This is a genomic window from Arthrobacter sp. Bi83, assembly GCF_918698095.1.
GTDB lineage: Bacteria > Actinomycetota > Actinomycetes > Actinomycetales > Micrococcaceae > Arthrobacter.
Window position 1 is genome coordinate 20,681 of sequence record NZ_CAKKLY010000019.1, and the last position, 17,150, is coordinate 37,830.

The window sequence follows — 17,150 nt, forward strand, 5'->3', positions numbered from 1 at the left end:
CTTTACTTCTGGCCGGTGACGGGTGCTGAGGGGACGGCCGTGCGGCGGCGCAGCACGGCCTGGATGCCGGCGATGGCCGGCTCGTTCTGGAGGGAGGTGGTGTCGCCGAGGGCGGTGCCCTCGAAAAGCTGCGTGAGCAGGCGCCGCATGATCTTGCCGCTGCGCGTTTTGGGGACATCGGAAACCACGACGACGTCGCGTGGCTTGGCGATCGGCCCGATCTCCTTCGCGACGTGATTGCGGAGGTCGTCGTTGATTGAGCTCGTCGAAACCGCGGAAACCCCGCCCTTCAGCACCACAAAGGCGACGACGGCGTGGCCGGTCTTGGGATCCGCGACCGGACACACGCCCGCCTCCACGACGTCCGGGTGGGACACGAGGGCCGACTCGATCTCGATGGTGGACAGCAGGTGCCCGGAGACGTTGAGAGTGTCATCCACGCGCCCGAGGATCCAGATGTCGCCGTCGTCATCGTATTTGGCGCCGTCGCCGGCAAGGAACCAGCCCTGGGCAGCGTACTTGCGCCAGTACGAATCGAAGTAGCGCTGGGGATTGCCCCACACAGTGCGCGCAATCGCGGGTCCGGGGGTGTCAACCACAATGAAACCCTGGACGCCCGGCGGCACGGTATTGCCGGCGTCGTCCACGATGCGCGTGCTGACGCCCGGCAGCGGGCGGGCCGCGCAGCCCGGCTTGAACCCGGTGTCCGTCGGCGCCGGGGAGAGGATGGCGGCACCGGTTTCGGACTGCCACCAGGTGTCCACCACGGGGGCTGTGCCGGCACCGACATTCCGGCGCAGCCAGCGCCAGGCCTCCGGGTTGACCGCTTCGCCCACGGTGCCGAGCATCCGGATGGAGGAAAGATCGTAGGTGTCCGGCACGCCGTCCGGGAACCAGCCCATGAGCGAGCGGACCAGGGTGGGCGCGGTGTAGTACTGCGTGACGCCGTAGCGTTCGATGATCTCGAAGTGCCGGCCGGGGTGCGGCGTGTTGGGCGTGCCCTCGAAAATCACCTGCGTGGCACCGTTTGAGAGCGGGCCATAGATCTCGTAGGTGTGCGCGGTGACCCAGGCGAGGTCGGCGGTGCACCAGTGCACGTCCTGGTCCCGGAGGGCGGGGTCGGGGTTGCTGAAGAGGTGCTCGAAGCTCCACGATGCCTGGGTCAGGTAGCCGCCCGAGGTGTGCACCAGTCCCTTGGGCTTTCCGGTGGTCCCGGAGGTGTACATGATGAAGAGCGGGGTCTCGGCGTCGAACGCTTCGGCCTCGTGGACCTCGGAGGCAGTCCCTACGGCGTCATGCCACCACACGTCGCGGCCTTCAGTCATAGGGACGGTTGCCAGGCGGTCCGCGGGGGTGGTCCTGTTGACCACCAGGACGCGCTCGATGGCGTTGTCGCCGGAGACGGCGACATCCGCGTTGTCCTTGACCGGTACTGCCACGCCGCGGCGGAACTGGCCGTCCGTGGTGACCAGGAGCTTGGCGCCGGTGTCCTCCACCCGAAACTTGAGGGCTTCAGCAGAGAAACCGCCGAAAACGAGGGAATGGATGGCGCCGATGCGGGCCACAGCGAGCGTGATGATGACGGTTTCCGGAATGACAGGGAGGTAGATGACCACGCGGTCGCCCTTGGCGATGCCCAGGTCCAGGAGGGCATTCGCGGCCTTGGACACCTCACGCTGGAGGTCGGCGTAGGTGACGGTGCGACGGTCACCGGGCTCGCCCTCGAAGTAGAGGGCAACCCTGTCGCCGCGTCCCGCCGCGACGTGGCGGTCCACGCAGTTGTGGGCCACATTGAGCCGGCCGCCCTCGAACCAGGTGATGTCCGGGCCGGTGCCGGCCTCAAGACTGGCGGGAACCCTCCGGTGGGCGGTGTGCCACGGCTTGCCGCCGTGCCCGCCTTGACCGGGTGTGGTCCAGTCGAGGCGGAGGGCCTGCTGCTCCCAGAAGGCAACAGTGTCCAGAGCGGTGTCCAGGCCGCTGTACGGAACAGAACCCGGGGTGGTGCTGCTGTGACGCGCCGGCCCGCCAGTGGGGACGCCGTGCACTGCGCCTTCCGTGGGCTCGGTCGAGGACCATCCCGAAGAGCCGCGAAGGGAGCCGGGCGCGTCACGCAGCCCTGCTTCGATCGCCGTCGCGTTCGAAGTGGTTTGTGGATCTTCGGCCGCCCGGGTCTCCGCAGGGGAAATCCGGGCAAACGAAGGCAGAGCAGAAGAAATCTCGGGGGTCATTTGGGTACTCCATCGGACCTGGCAGTAGCACCCTGTTGTTCCGGGGAACAGATCGGCGGGAATGGTCGTCCCACGTCACCGGGTTGCTGCGGCTTCATCGATCCAGGTCTCTAGGCCGCTCGGGATGGTCGCTATCCACTAAAACGGAGCCGCGGGATTCTACAAAATTTGCCCCGTTTTGCGACGTAATATTCTTCTCGGCGCTTTGGATGGTGCCACCTTCGTTCATTTGTTCGGAAATTGTGCGTGAACGCCGCAGGCGTAGGCTTGATGCATGGCCCACGTTAACGATCGAGCAGTCATCGAGCGCCTCATGCGAACCAAAGGGAGATGGGCCATTGTCGGCCTCACCACCAACGAATGGCGGTCGGCCTATGACGTTGCCCTTTATGTCCGCGACCGCATGGGAATGGAGATTATCCCCATTAATCTCCCCGGAGACGACGTCCATGGGGAGAAGGGCTACCGCTCCCTGACTGAGATCCCGCCGGAGAAGCACCCGATCGACGTCGTGGAGTGCTTTGTGAACTCACACAAGGTGGGCCCGGTGATTGATCAGGCGATCGCGGTGGGCGCCAAGGCAGTCTGGCTGCAGTTGGGTGTTTTCGACGACGACGCCGTGGAGCGCGCCAAGGCCGCCGGACTGGACGTCGTGGTCAACTCCTGCCCCGCCCGCGAGGGCTGGCACTTCGGGCTCTGAGCCGGCATTCGCGCTGTCCTCAGCGCTTCATCAGGTCCGGGTAGTGACGCTCGGTCACGTCCGGATGGGCGCGCATCCGGCCTTTGAGCATGTTCATGCCAAAGGAGGCGAGCATCGGGTTGGACGGGTCGTCCGAGATGCCGCGGGCCTGCGCCTTCAGCTCCTCCGGGAGGGGGACCGGTTCGATCACCGCATCGAGCCGAGGCGACCAGAAGAAGGGCACGGAGTAACGGTCCACACCCGGCGGCGGCGCCTGAACCCGGTGGATGGTGGCGGCGAGGTAGCCCCCGGTTGCCACTTCCAGCATCTCGCCAAGGTTCACCACGAGCGCTCCAGGAATGGGTTCCACGGAAGACCACTCGCTGGCCCCCGGCGGGAGCACTTCCAGGCCGCCTACCGCGTCCTGAAGCAGGAGGGTGACAAAACCGTAGTCCGCGTGCGAGCCGACTCCCTGATCGCCGGCCCCTTCCACCACTCCGCCGACGTAGTGGACCAGCTTGCCCATCCAGGCCGGGGTCTCCCGGAACGGTTCGTCAAAGTGGTCCTCAGGAAGTTGAAGGGAGACTGCGATGGCGCGCAGGAGTTCGTTTCCCACCTTGGACATGAGCCCTGCCCATGCCATTGCAACGGGCGCCAGCTCGGGCAGCGATTCATCAGGCCACATGTTGTGGCCCTGGAGGAGCCAGTACGGCTGCTCGTCGGGATAATCGGGGACCGGTTCACGGTCCGGAGAGTAATCGATCTGCTCCCGTGCGTCCGCCCTTCCCTGGGTGACCTCCGTGCCCATACGGGTATAGCCCCGGAAATGCGGGGAGAGCCGGTTGTCCAGCTTCATCCGCTCCTCAAGGGGAAGATCAAAGAAGCGCTTGATGGCGGCCAGCAGTTCCTCTGCCTGGCCCGGCGCGGCCCCGTAACCAGTGAGTTGGAAGAAGCCCACCCGGTGCGTGGCATCGCGCAGCTGCTCAATGAATTCCGGACTAAATGACCCATCGGCCTGACGTGCGGCGCCCAAGTCCAGAACAGGTATGGCCTCCCGATCAGGTGACATGCTCGCAGACTAGCACCGCCGGGGAAGCCTTTGTAGGCTCGCAGCATGGATGCTGCCGAACTGAGGAAAATCTGCCTGTCGTTTCCCGGGGCCTTCGAGGACTTTCCGTTCGGCCCTGAAACGTCGGTCTTCAAAGTCCGGTCGGCCGTAGCCGGCGGGGCCCGGCACGAGGCCAAGATGTTTGCGGCTTCCGCCATGGATCCTGAGGACTGGTCAGTGAGCCTCAAATGCGAGCCCGCGCTGGCCGAGCAGCTGCGGGCCGCCCATTCAGAAATAACCGGCGCCTGGCACATGAACAAGAGACACTGGAACGGCGTGCGGCTTGATGGCTCGCTGCCGGACTCCATGGTCCGCGACATGGTGGAGGACTCCTACGATCTCGTGGTGGCTTCGCTGAGCCGCAAACAGCAGGAACAGCTGGGCTGGGCCCGGCTGGTCAGTGCCCCAGGTCCTGCCGGAGAAGCAGCGGGAGGGCCCCAGCCCGGACACGAGGGGCAACCGGAACAGGAAACGGCAGGGATATGACTGAAAAGCGGTTGGCGCAGGGTGAACTCAACTATCCGGGCATCGGCTCCACGGAAGATGGCCCGCCGCCAGAGGGTTTCCCGTGCCTGGTGACGCAGACGTACCTTGGCGAGGGCCTGGCAACCTACGGCCGGGTTGCCCAGGGCATCCTCACATGGGAGCTGCAGCGCCGGTCGGGGCTTCGGGTCCGCACCGAGTCCGACCTCGTGGTTCCCGGCGCACGCGTGGTGAGCGGATTCGGCGTCGGACCTTTCCGGATCAACGCCCCCTGCGAGGTGGTGTGGGTCCACCGGCCGGTCCCCGGCGGGGGACCGCAGTCCGCCGGCTTCGCCTACGGCACCCTGCCGGGACACCCCGAGCGGGGCGAAGAGGCGTTCGAGGTGTCCATTGATGACCGGGGCACGGTGCTTTTCAAGATCACGGCCTTCAGCAGGCATTCGAACTGGTTCTACGCGGCGGGCGGCATCGTGGCCCGGGCGGCGCAGCGGCACGTCACTTCCCGATACATTGAAGCTGCACGCCAACTTGCCGCAGGTGAAAGCTGATCAGGAGACGGTACATGCTGGACCAAACCACCCTTGACCGACTGTGGGATTTCGAGAATCCCGAACTGTCCGAACGGCGTTTCCGGGACGCGATGGACGATCAAGACTATGACGTCTACGAAAGGGCGGAGCTCGCCACGCAGCTGGGCCGGGCCATCGGCCTGCAGGGCCGCTTCGAGGAGGCGGACGGGCTGCTCGACTCGATCGACGGTGAAGAGGAGCCCACCGTCGGTATTCGAATCCTGATTGAGCGGGGGCGCATCCTGAACTCAAGCGGCCAGGCCGCGATGGCGGTGCCGTTGTTCGAGCAGGCCGCGGAGCTGGGCGATCATCTGGGCGAAGAGTTCCTGGCCGTGGACGCCCTCCACATGCTCGCCATCGCCGACTCCGCCCATGCGGAACCCTGGACCCGGAGTGCGCTGGAATACGCCTCCACCGCCCACGAGCCCCGCACGAAACGCTGGATGGTGGCGCTGCACAACAACCTGGGCCGGACGCTGCACGGGGCGGGCCGGCTCACCGAGGCCCTGGTGGAGTTCCAGCTGGCCGAGCAGTGGGCGGAGCGCGTAGGGACCCCGGCGCAGCAGCAGTACGCGCGTGAGGCAATCGAAGAGTGCGAACAGGCTCTGGCCGCACACTAAGGCAGTGCGAGAATGAAGTCTTTGCACCCAGGAACGAAAGGCAAGCGCCCGTGATCTTCATCGTCGTCAAATTCAAGGTCAAGCCCGACTGGTCCGACAAGTGGCTGGATCTCGTGGCAGATTTCACCGAGGCCACGCGGCAGGAAACGGGCAACCTCTGGTTTGACTGGTCCCGAAGCGTGGATGACCCCAACGAGTTCGTACTGGTGGAAGCGTTCAAGGACGATGCCGCCGGGGACCACGTGAACAGCGAGCACTTCAAGAAGGCCATGGCGGATATGCCGCAGGCCCTTGCGGAAACGCCCCACATCATCAGCCGGCAGCTCGACGGCGACGGCTGGGACCGGATGGGCGAGCTCACCATCTGACCCGTCGAGTGCTCCATAGGTGCCCTTTTGAGCCTTGAAAACGGCAGTTATGGAGCACTCGATAGCATTAACCGCATGTGGATCGGATGGATTGAATTCGACATCCTCCTGGGCGACATTCACAGCCTTAAGGAGAAACGCTCCGTGGTCAGGCCCCTGCTCGCGGAACTGAAACGGCGCTACGACGTGTCCGTGGCCGAGGTGGGGAACCAGGACCAGTACCGGCGCGCGCGGCTCGGGGCGGGGCTCGTGGCTGCTGACCGTGCTCACCTCGTCGAGGTGCTCACCGCCGTCGAACGCTTTGTGGCGGCCCGCCCGGAACTCGAACTTCTCAGCGCCCGCCAGCGCGAACTCCACAGCGAAGACTGAACCTCCATCGATTGCTCCGTAACGGCCCTTTTGAGCGTCCATAAGGGCCGTTACGGAGCACTCGATGGGTGGTGTGGATATCTTCTGCAGCGGTCAAGGGGTTCTGATCTGATGAATCCATGAAAACCGCACGCCGGCTCCCCAAGGAGTTAGAAGGACGCCCCTTCACTGTTGCCGAGGCCGGCCGCGCTGGCGTCACCCCTAAGCGGTTGCGCCACCGGTCGCTGACGGCTTTGGGAAGAGGCATTCGATCGAAGGGCCCGACGGCGGAGCTCCCCTTAAGCGTCAGGGTGCGGCCATTCGTCGAGGTCAACGAGAGATGCGCCGCATCCCACCTCACAGCCGCGGAGCTCTCGTCGCTGCCGCGTCGCCGGCAGAAGGAGGCACCGCAGATGTACCACGTGATCCGACCGGAGGGCGCCGCCCATCTCAACCGTCCCCATGTGATCGTCCACCGCATGAAGCTCTACGAGGACGAGGTCACCGTGCTGGACGGGATCCCCATCACCACTCCGGAGCGAACATGGCTTGACCTGGCCGAAATGCTAAGCGTTGACGAACTCGTGGTGGCCGGTGACAGCTGCGTCCGTGTTCCGCGTGCCGAGCTGGAGGGCAGGGACATGCCGCTGTGCAGCCTGGAAGACCTCCAGCGGATGATCGACCGCCACAAGGGAAAGCGCGGCATTCGCAAAGCCAAGGAAGCCATCAAGCTCATCCGGGTAGGCTGCGACTCCCCGCAGGAGTCCCTGCTGCGGTTGGCCATGAAAAGGGCCGGGCTACCCGAGCCGGAACTGAACGTGCCCATCATCGAGGACGACGGAACCAGGCACCATCAGCCGGATCTCTCGTATCGAAGATACAGGATCGGCATCGAATACGAGGGTGAGCACCATGGCGAGGAAGGGCAGATTGTCCGGGATATCGCCCGCTCCGAGAGATACGAAGCCTTGGGATGGACGGAGGTCCGGATCTCCAAGCGTCACATGGTCAATGACGCCAAGGCTGCGGTGGCAAAAGTGCGGACGGCCTTGGTCCGGGCCGGCTGGCGGCCTGGGCGTTAACGAACGATTGCTCCGTAACTGCCGTTCTGAGCGAACAAAAGGGCAGTTACGGAGCAATCGATGGAGGGTCAGTCCTTAGCCGAAGTATTTCGGCAGGGTGGCCTCGTGGGCTTCGCGGAGGGCATCGAGCGACATGGCGTCCACGCCGTTGATCTCCAGCTGGCCGCTCGCTGCGTCCACCACGCCGATGCGGGTGTGGGCAAAGCCGCGGGCGGTGCACATGTCCGTGAAGCGGACTTCCTCGGAGCGCGGGACGCCCACGAGGGCGCGGCCCTGGGTCTCGGAGAACAGCGCCGTGAACAGGTCCACGCCATCACGGTCCAGAACGTCCTGCAGAGCGATCCGGGCACCCACGCCGTAGCGCAGCGAGGACTCCACGAGGGCTGCCGCGAGGCCGCCTTCGGAGAGGTCGTGAGCCGAATCCACCATGCCGTCGCGGGACGCGTTGATCAGGATTTCACCCAGCGCGCGTTCGGCGGCGAGGTCAACCTTGGGCGGAAGTCCGCCAAGGTGGCCGCGCAGGTTGGACCACTCCGAACCATCCAGTTCTGCCGCCGTGGTGCCCAGCAGGTAAATGGCCTGGCCGTCCTCGCGCCAGCCCGACGGCGTGCGGCGGGCGACGTCGTCCAGCTTGCCCAGCACTGCCACCACGGGGGAGGGGTGGATGGGCGTGGTGCCGGTCTGGTTGTACAGCGAGACATTGCCGCCGGTGACCGGGATGCCCAGCTCCATGCAGGCATCCGACAGGCCGCGGATGGCCTCGGCGAGCTGCCACATGACATCCGGGTCCTCGGGGGAGCCGAAGTTCAGGCAGTCGCTGACGGCCATCGGCACGGCGCCGGAGGTGGCCACGTTGCGGTACGCCTCTGCCAGTGCCAGTTGTGCGCCGTGGTACGGGTCGAGGTAGGTGTAGCGGCCGTTGGCGTCGGTGGCCAGGGCCACGCCCAGGCCGGTTTCCTCGTCCACACGGACCACGCCGGCGTCATCCGGGAACGCCAGGGCGGTATTGCCGCCGACGTAGCGGTCGTACTGGTTGGTGATCCAGGACTTGTCGCACATATTCGGCGAGGCAACGAGCTCGGTGACGGCTGCTGCCAGCTGCGCGGGGGCGGCGGGACGGCCGGCGTCCTGCACTGATCCAGTGAAGGCATCGGCCTGGAGGGCGTCCTGCCATTCAGGGCGGGCGTACGGGCGGTCGTAGACCGGACCGTCGTGGGCCACGGTGCGCGGGTCGACGTCGACGATGATCTCGCCTTCCCACGTGATGATCAGGCGGCCGGTGTCGGTCACCTCGCCCAGCCAGGAGTATTCCACGGCCCACTTGTCCATGACTGCTTCGAAGGCGGCGATGTTCTCGGGCGTAACCACGGCCATCATGCGTTCCTGCGACTCCGACATCAGGATTTCGCCCGGGGTCAGAGTGGGGTCGCGCAGCAGGACGGAGGTCAGCTCAACCTCCATGCCGCCGTCGCCGTTGGAGGCGAGCTCGGATGTGGCGCAGGAAATGCCGGCGGCGCCTAGGTCCTGGATACCCTCAACCAGCGAACCCTTGAACAGCTCCAGGCAGCACTCGATCAGGACCTTCTCCGCGAAGGGGTCGCCCACCTGGACCGCGGGGCGCTTGGACGGCTTGGTGTCGTCGAAGGACTCCGAGGCCAGCACGGAGGCGCCGCCGATGCCGTCGCCGCCGGTGCGGGCACCGAACAGGACCACCTTGTTGCCCTTGCCGGAGGCGTTGGCGAGGCGGATGTCTTCGTGGCGCATGACGCCGACAGCCAGCGCGTTGACCAGCGGGTTGCCCTGGTACACGGAATCGAAGACCATTTCGCCGCCGATGTTGGGCAGGCCCAGGGAATTGCCGTAGCCGCCGATACCGGCAACCGCGCCGTGCATGACGCGGGCCGTGTCCGGGTGGTCGATGGCGCCGAAACGCAGCGGATCCATCACGGCCACCGGGCGGGCGCCCATGGAGATGATGTCGCGGACAATGCCGCCGATGCCGGTTGCGGCGCCCTGGTAGGGCTCAACGAACGACGGCGAGTTGTGCGACTCGATCTTGAACGTCACGGCCCAGCCGTCGCCCAGGTTGGTGACGCCGGCGTTTTCGCCGATGCCCACCAGCATGTCCTTTTTCATCTCGTCGGTCACCTTGTCGCCGAACTGGCGCAGGTGGTTCTTCGAGGACTTGTACGAGCAGTGCTCGCTCCACATCACGGAGTACATGGCGAGCTCTGCGCCGGTCGGGCGGCGGCCCAGGACCTTCACAACCTCATCGAACTCGTTCTGCTTCAGGCCCAGTTCGGCCCAGGGGAGTTCGGTGTCCGGCGTTTTGCCTGCGTTCTCGACCGTGTCGATGTTGAACTTCCTGGCGGTCTCGACAGGCTGCGCGACCGAGTGGGTCTCCGTCATTTGTTGTCTCCCACGATTTTGTTCAGTACAGAGGTGAAGAAACCGAGGCCATCGGTGTCTGAGCCGCCGATGCCGTCCAGTGATTCGGGACCGTAGCCGACCTCCACTGCATGCTCGGGGTGCGGCATGAGGCCTACGACGTTGCCGGCGGCGTTGGAGATGCCGGCGATGTCGCGGCGGGATCCGTTCGGGTTGAAACCGACGTAGCGGAACACCACGCGGCCTTCAGCTTCGAGGGCGTCCAGGGTCTTTTCGTCGGCGATGTACTGCCCGTCCTGGTTCTTCAGCGGCACGGTGATTTCCTGGCCGGCGGCGTAGTCGCCGGTCCACGCGGTGCTGTTGTTCTCCACACGGAGGACCTGGTCGCGGCACATGAACTTCAGGTGGTCGTTCTTGATCATCGAGCCGGGCAGCAGGTGCGATTCGGTGAGGATCTGGAAGCCGTTGCAGATGCCAAGGACCGGCAGCTTGGCGTCCGAGGTGGCGGCGTCAATGATCTTGGACATCAGCGGCGCGAAGCGCGCGATGGCGCCGGCACGGAGGTAATCGCCGTAGGAGAATCCGCCGGGAATTACGACGGCGTCAACGTCGCCCAGCGTGGTGTCCGCGTGCCAGAGCGCCACGGGAGTGGCGCCGGCCAGGCGGACCGCACGGGCGGCGTCGCGGTCGTCAAGGGTTCCGGGGAAGGTGACCACGCCGATCTTGGCGCCGGCGAGGCTCGGGTTGGCCGCCACGGCGACCGCCTCACCAATCAGGGGAAGTTCAGTCATCTCAGGCCTCGACGACCTCGACGTTGACGACGTCCTCGATCACCGGGTTGGACAGCAAGGTCTCGGCGGCCTCACGGGCCTGGGCCAGGATTGCGTCGGTCACCTCGCCGTCGACGGTCAGTTCGAAACGCTTGCCCTGGCGGACAGAGCTAAAGCTGGTGAAGCCCAGACGGGGGAGTGCACCCACGATGGCCTTCCCCTGCGGGTCCAGAATCTCGGGCTTGGGCATGACGTCGACAACGATCCGGGGCATCCGGTAACTCCTGTGCGTGAGCATTGGGTAAGGGCGCAGCGGAGTGGTGCCGTCTCACGCCGTTCGTCTGTGGCCGCTTCGGGTACAAATGGCACGACATGGACGGGCGCTCCGCGAGCTTGCTTGCCCATTCTACCGGCCGCAGCGCCGCACGCCGTATTCGGGGCCGGCGGCGCAGGAGTCGGAGAAGTACGACGGCGGCTCTGGCCCGCCGTCCCTGCCCTCAGTAGGATTGCGGCATGGCCGAGAAACCGAAATCCGTACTGCTGCCCGTGGTTGCCGCCGCTGTTTTCGCGGGGCTTGGGAGGATGGTTCTCCAGAAGATCAGGGCAGACCGGGCTGCCAAGCAGAATAGAGTCGCGGGCCCGGTGGATGAGAAAACACGCGAGTGGATCAGCGACGTGGTCCGCACGCCTCGGCAGTAGCGTTCCGTTGGAGTAGCAGAGCTTCCGACGTTCCGCAGGCGGGTGCCCTTTAGGGTGCCCGCCACCGGCGTTTAAACCGCCGCTGATTCGTACAACGAAATTTGGAGTGACAAAACTAAATTGTGGTTTGTGTTCTATGTCATAACTACCTATCAGTAGGTACTGTGGGGTTCGGCTGACCATCGCTGGGATCGACAAGACCTGTCAACCCCACGCGGCCTGGCCGCATGAGCCCGGCAACGCAGCCGGGACGGTTCCTTATGAAAGGTTCAAATCACTCGTGAAATCAGCAGGAAAAAGCTTCTTCCGAAGCCGGGGGGCCCGGAAAGCAGCGGCACTTTGTGTCGGCTTGCCTTTGCTCCTTTCATCCGTCGCCGCTTCGCCCGCCATCGCCGGCCCGCCACAGGGTCCGGCGGCGGCTGCGCAGCAAAAGAACATTAATCCGAACGATTACCAGGCGGGGCGCTACATCGTGGTCCTGGCCGAAAAGCCCGCAGCCACCTACGATGGCGGCACGGCAGGACTTCCGGCCACTAAACCGAAGTCAGGCCGCAAACTCGACGCCAGCCGGGCCGAAGTGCGGAAGTACCAGGCACACCTGGAGGCGAAGCAGACAGCGCTCGCCACTAAGGAACATGTGCAGATCCGGCACAAGTACACTGCCGCACTGAACGGGTTCAGTGCCACACTCACTGCCGACCAGGCCGTGAACCTCGCCAAGAGCGCGGACGTACTCGCAGTCGCCCCGGACACCCAGCGGGCGCCGGACTACTCCACCACCGACTTCCTCAAGCTCAGTGGACCCCGAGGCACTTGGAACACCCAGTTTGGCGGTCAGGCCGGAGCGGGCAAGGGCGTTGTGGTCGGAGTCATCGATTCCGGATACACACCGTCCAGCGCCTTCTTTGCCGGAGAAGAGGTAAAGCCCCTCACCGGCGAGGCGAAGGTCGGCGTTCCTTACCGCACCGCCGGCGGCAAGATCGCCATGCTGAAGTCCGACGGCAGCACGTTTGAGGGTGAGTGCCAGAAAGGCGAAGGGTTCGACGGCAAAGCCTGCAACTCTAAGGTCCTGAGCGCACGCTACTTCTCGGAAGCGTTCGAGGACACCGTGGACAAGGCGGACCGCGCACCGGAAGAACTGATTTCCCCGGTCGACGTCGGCAGCCACGGAACCCACACGGCCAGCACCGCTGCCGGAAACGCCAACGTGGAGTCGTTTGTGGATGGCCGCAGCTTTGGCCTGACCAGCGGCATCGCGCCGGCGGCCAAGCTCTCGGTCTATAAGATCTGCTGGGAGGACAACGACCCCGCCACCGGTGGCTGCTACACCTCATCCTCCATCGATGCCATCAACCAGGCCGTGATGGACGGCGTTGACGTGCTGAACTACTCGATCTCGGGCACCACGTCCACCACCACCGACCCGGTCTCCATGGCCTTCCTGTCTGCAGCCTCCGCCGGCATCTTCGTGGCCGCGTCGGCAGGCAACTCGGGCCCCGATGCCAGCACGGTGAACCACGGCGAACCGTGGGTCACCACGGTTGCCGCCAGCAGCTTCTCCCAGGAACTGCAGGGCACCGTTGAGTTCTCCGACGGCAGCAAGTACCGCGGCGCCAGCATCATGAACCGCGAAGTAGCCGGTGCCGGTGTGGTCCTCGCCGCAAACGCCGCCTCGGGGACCGACGCCACGCCACGGCTGTGCGGCCCCGGATCGCTGGATCCGGCAAAGATATCCGGCAAAGTCGTGGTCTGTGACCGAGGCACCTACGACCGCGTTGCCAAGAGCGCCGAAGTGGCGCGCGGCGGCGGCGTGGGCATGATCCTGGTCAACGTCTCCGCGTCGTCCCTCGACGCGGACAAGCACTCTGTCCCGACGGTCCACGTGAACCCTCCCGCGACGGAAGAGATCAAGGCCAAGGTGGCGGCGAACCCGGCCATCACGGTCTCCCTCGTCAACAAGGACACCACCGGGCTGCCTGCTGAAGCGCAGCCGCAGATCGCCGGCTTTTCGTCCCGCGGTCCGCTGCTTGCCACGGACTCCGATCTCCTGAAGCCCGACGTCGCAGCCCCGGGTGTTGCCATCCTGGCCGGTGTATCGCCGATCGGTGCCGGCGGGGACAAGTTCGGATTCATGTCCGGAACTTCCATGGCCTCCCCGCACGTTGCCAGTTTCGGCGCCCTCATCCTGGGCAAGAACCCGAACTGGTCACCGGCGGCCGTGAAATCGGCCATGATGACAACGGCCAGTGACGTCAAGCTCGCGGACGGCAAAAAGAACACCGATGTCCTGGCCACCGGCGCCGGGCAGGTGGATCCGGCCCGCGTGCTGGATCCGGGCCTGGTCTACGACGCCGACGGCGACGATTACCTGCGGTTCATCCAGGGAACCGGTGTTGACCTGGGCATCCCGGGCCTCGGCGCCACCAAGCCGCGCGACATGAACGTCCCGTCGTTCTCGCTCGGAAACCTGGCGGGCAGGATCGAGGTCACCCGCACGGTGACGGCGCTGACGCCGGGCGTATACCGCGCCAAGGCCAGCGTGCCTGGTGTCAAGGTGACGGTCACCCCGTCCATCCTGTCGTTCAACGCACCCGGTGAAAAGCGCACGTTCAAGGTTTCCTTCGAGAACCAGAGCGCCAAACTGGGGTACTTCGCCACGGGCTCGCTCACTTGGCAGGGGTCGAACAAGACTGTGGCCTCGCCGATTGCGGTACGTCCCCAGTCAGTCGTGGCCCCGAAGGACGTCGCCTTCACGTCGCAGGGAGGCAACGGCTCCGGAAACATCAGCATCGTGTCCGGTTCAAGCTCGCCCACCAACGTGACGCTGGACGGCCTGTCCAAGGCGGATTCCTCCGCCATCGAGCTGGTCCCCGGGCCGTTCAAGTACGCGGCCGATGCCTCGAACTTCGTCAAGACCGTCGACGTTCCGGCCGGTGCACCGCTGGCCAAGCTGTCCGTGTTCTCCGCGGATGAAAGCGCAGACTTCGACATGGTTGTCATCACCCCCGACAACCAGGCGATCGTTGTTGCTACGGCCTCGTCCAGCGAATCGGTGTCCATTCCGAATCCAGCGGCGGGCACCTACACAATGTTCGTGAATCTCTACGACAGCCCCAAGGGCCAGCCCACCAAGGCTTCCGTGGACGCAGCGGTACTGGGCGCAAACGTGGGCAATGCGACCGTGACTCCTGACCCTGTTCGCCTTGCCAACGGCGCGTCCGGCAAACTCGCTCTGGCCTGGAACAGCCTGGCTCCCGGTTCGTACATTGGCCGGGTCACGTTCGCCGGCGCCAGCGCACCGACCTTCGTGAGCGTAGTGGTGACGCCCGGCGCGACCACCGCGGTTCCGCCGGCTTCGGAGGATCCGAAGAAGAAGAAGGAAAGAGGGAAGGTCCACAACGAGGACCTGACCAAGGCTCCGGATAACTCCATCTAGGAAGGTCCCGGAACCTGGTTCCCCGTCTGGGGGAATCCTGACAGCAGTGGCCGGCGGTGCAGACCGCCGGCCACTGCCGATTAACCGGCACCGTCCGCCCAAGCCGGTGCCCACCGCCGGCCCAGTTAGGCCTCAGATGGCGCCCGTCGACCCGGATACACCGCCCAGCAGCGGGGAAAGCGCGCGCCAGCGGGCGATTTCGCAGCCGTCCGTCAGGGAAAAGCGCGCATGCACCTGGCGTTCGCCGAAAGTTCCGGTGACCACAGCCACCTGCGGACCGCCGTACTGCTGCGTACAGAGTTTGGGCGGACCGGGCACTGGGAAGAATATCCCCTCCCCGAAGCGTTCGACGGCGGCTATCGCCCCCGCGGGGTCAGGCAGCGTTGTCTCGGGGCGGCCGCCGGCGCGGCGGACAAGAGTGAATACGTGGTCCGGGCCGCCGGGCGCCTCGCTCAGGGTGACGGTGAGGTCGAGGTCGAGGTCCGGGTGCTCAGCGCTGCTGTTCACTTTTCTTCCTTCAACTGGGAGCCGTGCGGGGATCTCTCCGACAGACTTTCCGGGCCCAGAGAGTCAAACAGGGGCTTGAGTGCCTCCAGCAACCTGCCGCGCAGGATCTGGGCCTCAGCAGAGAACGCGCGCTGGTGCTCCACATAGCTGGCCTTACCCTCCGCCGTCTCAATCCTGATCGGGGGATATCCCCACTCGGCGAGGTCGTAGGGGGAGGCCTGCATGTCCATGGCCCGTACCCGCCAGGACAGTTCGAAGCAGTCCATCACCAGCTCGCCCGGCAACGCGGGTGAGAGCTTGTAGGCCCACTTGTACAGGTCCATGTTCGCGTGGAGGCAGCCGGGCTGCTCCGTGGACAGCTGGTTCTCCCTGCTCGGCGACAGTTCGTTCAGCGGAAGGGCGTCAGGGGTGTAGAAACGGAACGCATCAAAATGTGAACAGCGGATCCTGTTTTCTTCTACCACCTTGTCCGTGCCGGCTTCGCCCAGCCGCAGCTTCAGGTACTCGTGCCGGAGCTCAAACTTGTCCTGGCGGTAGACCATGGCCCACTCGTGCAGGCCGAAGCAGCCGAACTGCGCCGGGCGGGCGGCCGTGCCTGCCAGGATGACCTGGGCAAAGACCAGGGCTTCGCGGCGCCGGGCCAGAAAGGCGTCGCGGTCCAGCGTGACAGCGGTGCTGCCGGGCGGCAGGCCGCACAAGGAGAGTTCGCCGTCGTCGAGCCCGCGGTAATACTTCCAGTCCCTCCGCGGGGCCGCCTCCGCTCCGGAGAGGACAACGCCGGCTCCCGGATGCCAGCGCATCAGCTGGCCGGGCTTCTGTGTGTAATAGGTGAACAGGAAGTCTTCCACCGGGTGCTTGCGGCCGGCGGAACGGCGGGCAAGGTAGGGGTCGGCGTAGCGCCGCACACGCCTGGCATGCGCGGCCTCAATCTCCAGCCAGTCAACGGCGGGAAGCACCTGAAGCTGAATATCCCGCCTCGGAAGCGTCACGCCGGGCACGGACCTAAACTGCTCCACTGGCAGTACCAAGGATGTCCCGGGCGGCGTTCCAGGCCCCGATTTCGCAGCCGTTCCGCAAAGTGAAGGTGACCTCCACCGGAGTGCCGCCGACGACACCCGAGACCGTGGCTACCTGAGGGCCACCGTACTGCTGGGTGCAGGAGACGTCTTTGCGGGGCGCAGGCTGGTTTAGGATGGCCGCGTTCTTCTTCAACGCCGCGCAGGCGGCGGCCGCCTTGGGATGCTGGCTTTCGGACATGGGAGCACCGTCCTTGCACACCAGCGTGTAGTTGACGGCAGTTCCCTCTTTCGAGGGCCTTACCGTGATGGCGAGTTCGGCGTCGCCGGTCCCTGGCCCGGAGGGCAGCGGAGCGGCGGCAGGCGGCGCCGGGGCGGGGACTGTGGTCACGGCGTCGGGCGGCGTGGTGCCAGGAGCCGTCGTACCCGGAGAGGCCGTGCCGGGAGCGGTCGTGCCCGGTGTGGTGGTGCCGGGGGCGGTGGTGCCTGGCGTCGCGCCCGGGGATTGCGAACCAGGCGTGCCAGTGCCCGGGGATTCGCTGGTGGTTCCGGTGGTCGCCGAAGGCTGGCCGGTTCCGGTGTCCGGGGTGCAGGCAGCCAGTCCGCCCATCGCTCCGAGGGCGAGCAGCACAGAAATAAATTGCTTGCGCATGCCAGGTCTCCTCAAGTTTTTCCCATTCTACCGTCGGCGTCTGCAGCGGTCCGGAACGGCCCGGTAACGGTATCCGGCAATTGCTAACGGAAGGGTATCGATTCTTGGCGGCGTCCGCGGTATCTTTCTGACATTGACGGGTGCGCGGCAACAACCAAAGAGTGATGACGCCCATGGGGGGCAGAGCGTCCAGTTCG

Annotated in this window: 16 protein-coding genes and 1 pseudogene; 9 read left to right on the forward strand and 8 right to left on the reverse strand. The window is 65.5% G+C overall.

Annotation, left to right across the window (positions count from 1 at the left end):
• Positions 1 to 2: 2 nt before the first annotated feature.
• Positions 3 to 2,228, reverse strand: a complete 2,226-nt coding sequence (gene acs / locus LQ144_RS10805) for an acetate--CoA ligase (protein WP_230118706.1) — start codon at positions 2,226 to 2,228, stop codon at positions 3 to 5.
• 274 nt (positions 2,229 to 2,502) lie between these two features.
• On the opposite strand from acs, the gene LQ144_RS10810 reads away from it, so the two are divergent.
• Entirely contained in the window at positions 2,503 to 2,928 is a 426-nt protein-coding gene (locus LQ144_RS10810) for a CoA-binding protein (protein WP_230118707.1), read from the forward strand.
• A 19-nt stretch (positions 2,929 to 2,947) separates the two neighbouring features.
• On the opposite strand, the gene LQ144_RS10815 is transcribed toward LQ144_RS10810, so the two are convergent.
• A complete protein-coding gene (locus LQ144_RS10815) occupies positions 2,948 to 3,976 on the reverse strand; it encodes a 2-oxoglutarate and iron-dependent oxygenase domain-containing protein (RefSeq protein ID WP_230118708.1) in 1,029 nt (342 codons plus the stop codon).
• A gap of 45 nt (positions 3,977 to 4,021) precedes the next feature.
• Between LQ144_RS10815 and LQ144_RS10820 the strand changes: the two are divergent.
• From LQ144_RS10820 to LQ144_RS10845, 6 genes and pseudogenes are all read left to right on the forward strand, one after another.
• Positions 4,022 to 4,411: pseudogene (locus LQ144_RS10820) on the forward strand (MmcQ/YjbR family DNA-binding protein); the annotation flags it as partial.
• A gap of 86 nt (positions 4,412 to 4,497) precedes the next feature.
• Positions 4,498 to 5,046: a DUF1990 domain-containing protein gene (locus LQ144_RS10825; protein ID WP_230118709.1), complete on the forward strand. Its 549-nt coding sequence runs from the start codon at positions 4,498 to 4,500 to the stop codon at positions 5,044 to 5,046.
• A gap of 14 nt (positions 5,047 to 5,060) precedes the next feature.
• Positions 5,061 to 5,687, forward strand: a complete 627-nt coding sequence (locus LQ144_RS10830; protein WP_230118710.1) for a hypothetical protein — start codon at positions 5,061 to 5,063, stop codon at positions 5,685 to 5,687.
• Positions 5,688 to 5,737: 50 nt separating this feature from the next.
• On the forward strand, positions 5,738 to 6,055 hold the full coding sequence (locus tag LQ144_RS10835) for a putative quinol monooxygenase (RefSeq protein WP_230118711.1): 318 nt from the start codon (positions 5,738 to 5,740) through the stop codon (positions 6,053 to 6,055).
• Positions 6,056 to 6,130: 75 nt separating this feature from the next.
• Positions 6,131 to 6,424 carry a DUF503 domain-containing protein gene (locus LQ144_RS10840; protein WP_230118712.1) on the forward strand — a complete coding sequence of 98 codons (294 nt, stop codon included), beginning with the start codon at positions 6,131 to 6,133 and terminating at the stop codon, positions 6,422 to 6,424.
• Between the two features lie 119 nt (positions 6,425 to 6,543).
• A complete protein-coding gene (locus LQ144_RS10845) occupies positions 6,544 to 7,485 on the forward strand; it encodes a hypothetical protein (RefSeq protein WP_230118713.1) in 942 nt (313 codons plus the stop codon).
• Positions 7,486 to 7,560: 75 nt separating this feature from the next.
• On the opposite strand, the gene purL is transcribed toward LQ144_RS10845, so the two are convergent.
• Genes purL through purS form a run of 3 tightly spaced genes read right to left on the reverse strand, consistent with a single transcriptional unit; the run spans position 7,561 to position 10,917 of the window.
• A complete protein-coding gene (gene purL / locus LQ144_RS10850) occupies positions 7,561 to 9,894 on the reverse strand; it encodes a phosphoribosylformylglycinamidine synthase subunit PurL (RefSeq protein WP_230118714.1) in 2,334 nt (777 codons plus the stop codon).
• Positions 9,891 to 10,664: a phosphoribosylformylglycinamidine synthase subunit PurQ gene (gene purQ / locus LQ144_RS10855; protein ID WP_230118715.1), complete on the reverse strand. Its 774-nt coding sequence runs from the start codon at positions 10,662 to 10,664 to the stop codon at positions 9,891 to 9,893. Before purQ ends, purL begins: the two co-directional genes overlap by 4 nt.
• 1 nt (position 10,665) lies before the next feature.
• Entirely contained in the window at positions 10,666 to 10,917 is a 252-nt protein-coding gene (gene purS, locus LQ144_RS10860) for a phosphoribosylformylglycinamidine synthase subunit PurS (protein ID WP_056631212.1), read from the reverse strand.
• 239 nt (positions 10,918 to 11,156) lie between these two features.
• On the opposite strand from purS, the gene LQ144_RS10865 reads away from it, so the two are divergent.
• Positions 11,157 to 11,342: a hypothetical protein gene (locus tag LQ144_RS10865; RefSeq protein ID WP_230118716.1), complete on the forward strand. Its 186-nt coding sequence runs from the start codon at positions 11,157 to 11,159 to the stop codon at positions 11,340 to 11,342.
• A gap of 355 nt (positions 11,343 to 11,697) precedes the next feature.
• Positions 11,698 to 14,778: a S8 family serine peptidase gene (locus tag LQ144_RS10870; protein WP_230118717.1), complete on the forward strand. Its 3,081-nt coding sequence runs from the start codon at positions 11,698 to 11,700 to the stop codon at positions 14,776 to 14,778.
• Positions 14,779 to 14,910: 132 nt separating this feature from the next.
• Here the strand turns inward: LQ144_RS10870 and LQ144_RS10875 are convergent, their stop codons facing one another.
• From LQ144_RS10875 to LQ144_RS10885, 3 genes are read right to left on the reverse strand one after another with little or no spacing between them, the layout of a single operon-like run.
• A complete protein-coding gene (locus LQ144_RS10875) occupies positions 14,911 to 15,285 on the reverse strand; it encodes a serine protease inhibitor (protein ID WP_230118718.1) in 375 nt (124 codons plus the stop codon).
• On the reverse strand, positions 15,282 to 16,253 hold the full coding sequence (locus LQ144_RS10880) for a 3-methyladenine DNA glycosylase (protein WP_230118757.1): 972 nt from the start codon (positions 16,251 to 16,253) through the stop codon (positions 15,282 to 15,284). Before LQ144_RS10880 ends, LQ144_RS10875 begins: the two co-directional genes overlap by 4 nt.
• A gap of 34 nt (positions 16,254 to 16,287) precedes the next feature.
• Positions 16,288 to 16,953: an SSI family serine proteinase inhibitor gene (locus tag LQ144_RS10885; protein WP_230118719.1), complete on the reverse strand. Its 666-nt coding sequence runs from the start codon at positions 16,951 to 16,953 to the stop codon at positions 16,288 to 16,290.
• Positions 16,954 to 17,150 lie beyond the last annotated feature (197 nt).

Bases quoted from the DNA above. Each gene is read 5' to 3' on its own strand.
- acs (WP_230118706.1), bottom strand. From the start codon at position 2,228: ATGACCCCCGAGATTTCTTCTGCTCTGCCTTCGTTTGCCCGGATTTCC.
- LQ144_RS10810 (WP_230118707.1), top strand. From the start codon at position 2,503: ATGGCCCACGTTAACGATCGAGCAGTCATCGAGCGCCTCATGCGAACC.
- LQ144_RS10815 (WP_230118708.1), bottom strand. From the start codon at position 3,976: ATGTCACCTGATCGGGAGGCCATACCTGTTCTGGACTTGGGCGCCGCA.
- LQ144_RS10825 (WP_230118709.1), top strand. From the start codon at position 4,498: ATGACTGAAAAGCGGTTGGCGCAGGGTGAACTCAACTATCCGGGCATC.
- LQ144_RS10830 (WP_230118710.1), top strand. From the start codon at position 5,061: ATGCTGGACCAAACCACCCTTGACCGACTGTGGGATTTCGAGAATCCC.
- LQ144_RS10840 (WP_230118712.1), top strand. From the start codon at position 6,131: ATGTGGATCGGATGGATTGAATTCGACATCCTCCTGGGCGACATTCAC.
- LQ144_RS10845 (WP_230118713.1), top strand. From the start codon at position 6,544: ATGAAAACCGCACGCCGGCTCCCCAAGGAGTTAGAAGGACGCCCCTTC.
- purL (WP_230118714.1), bottom strand. From the start codon at position 9,894: ATGACGGAGACCCACTCGGTCGCGCAGCCTGTCGAGACCGCCAGGAAG.
- purQ (WP_230118715.1), bottom strand. From the start codon at position 10,664: ATGACTGAACTTCCCCTGATTGGTGAGGCGGTCGCCGTGGCGGCCAAC.
- purS (WP_056631212.1), bottom strand. From the start codon at position 10,917: ATGCCCCGGATCGTTGTCGACGTCATGCCCAAGCCCGAGATTCTGGAC.
- LQ144_RS10865 (WP_230118716.1), top strand. From the start codon at position 11,157: ATGGCCGAGAAACCGAAATCCGTACTGCTGCCCGTGGTTGCCGCCGCT.
- LQ144_RS10885 (WP_230118719.1), bottom strand. From the start codon at position 16,953: ATGCGCAAGCAATTTATTTCTGTGCTGCTCGCCCTCGGAGCGATGGGC.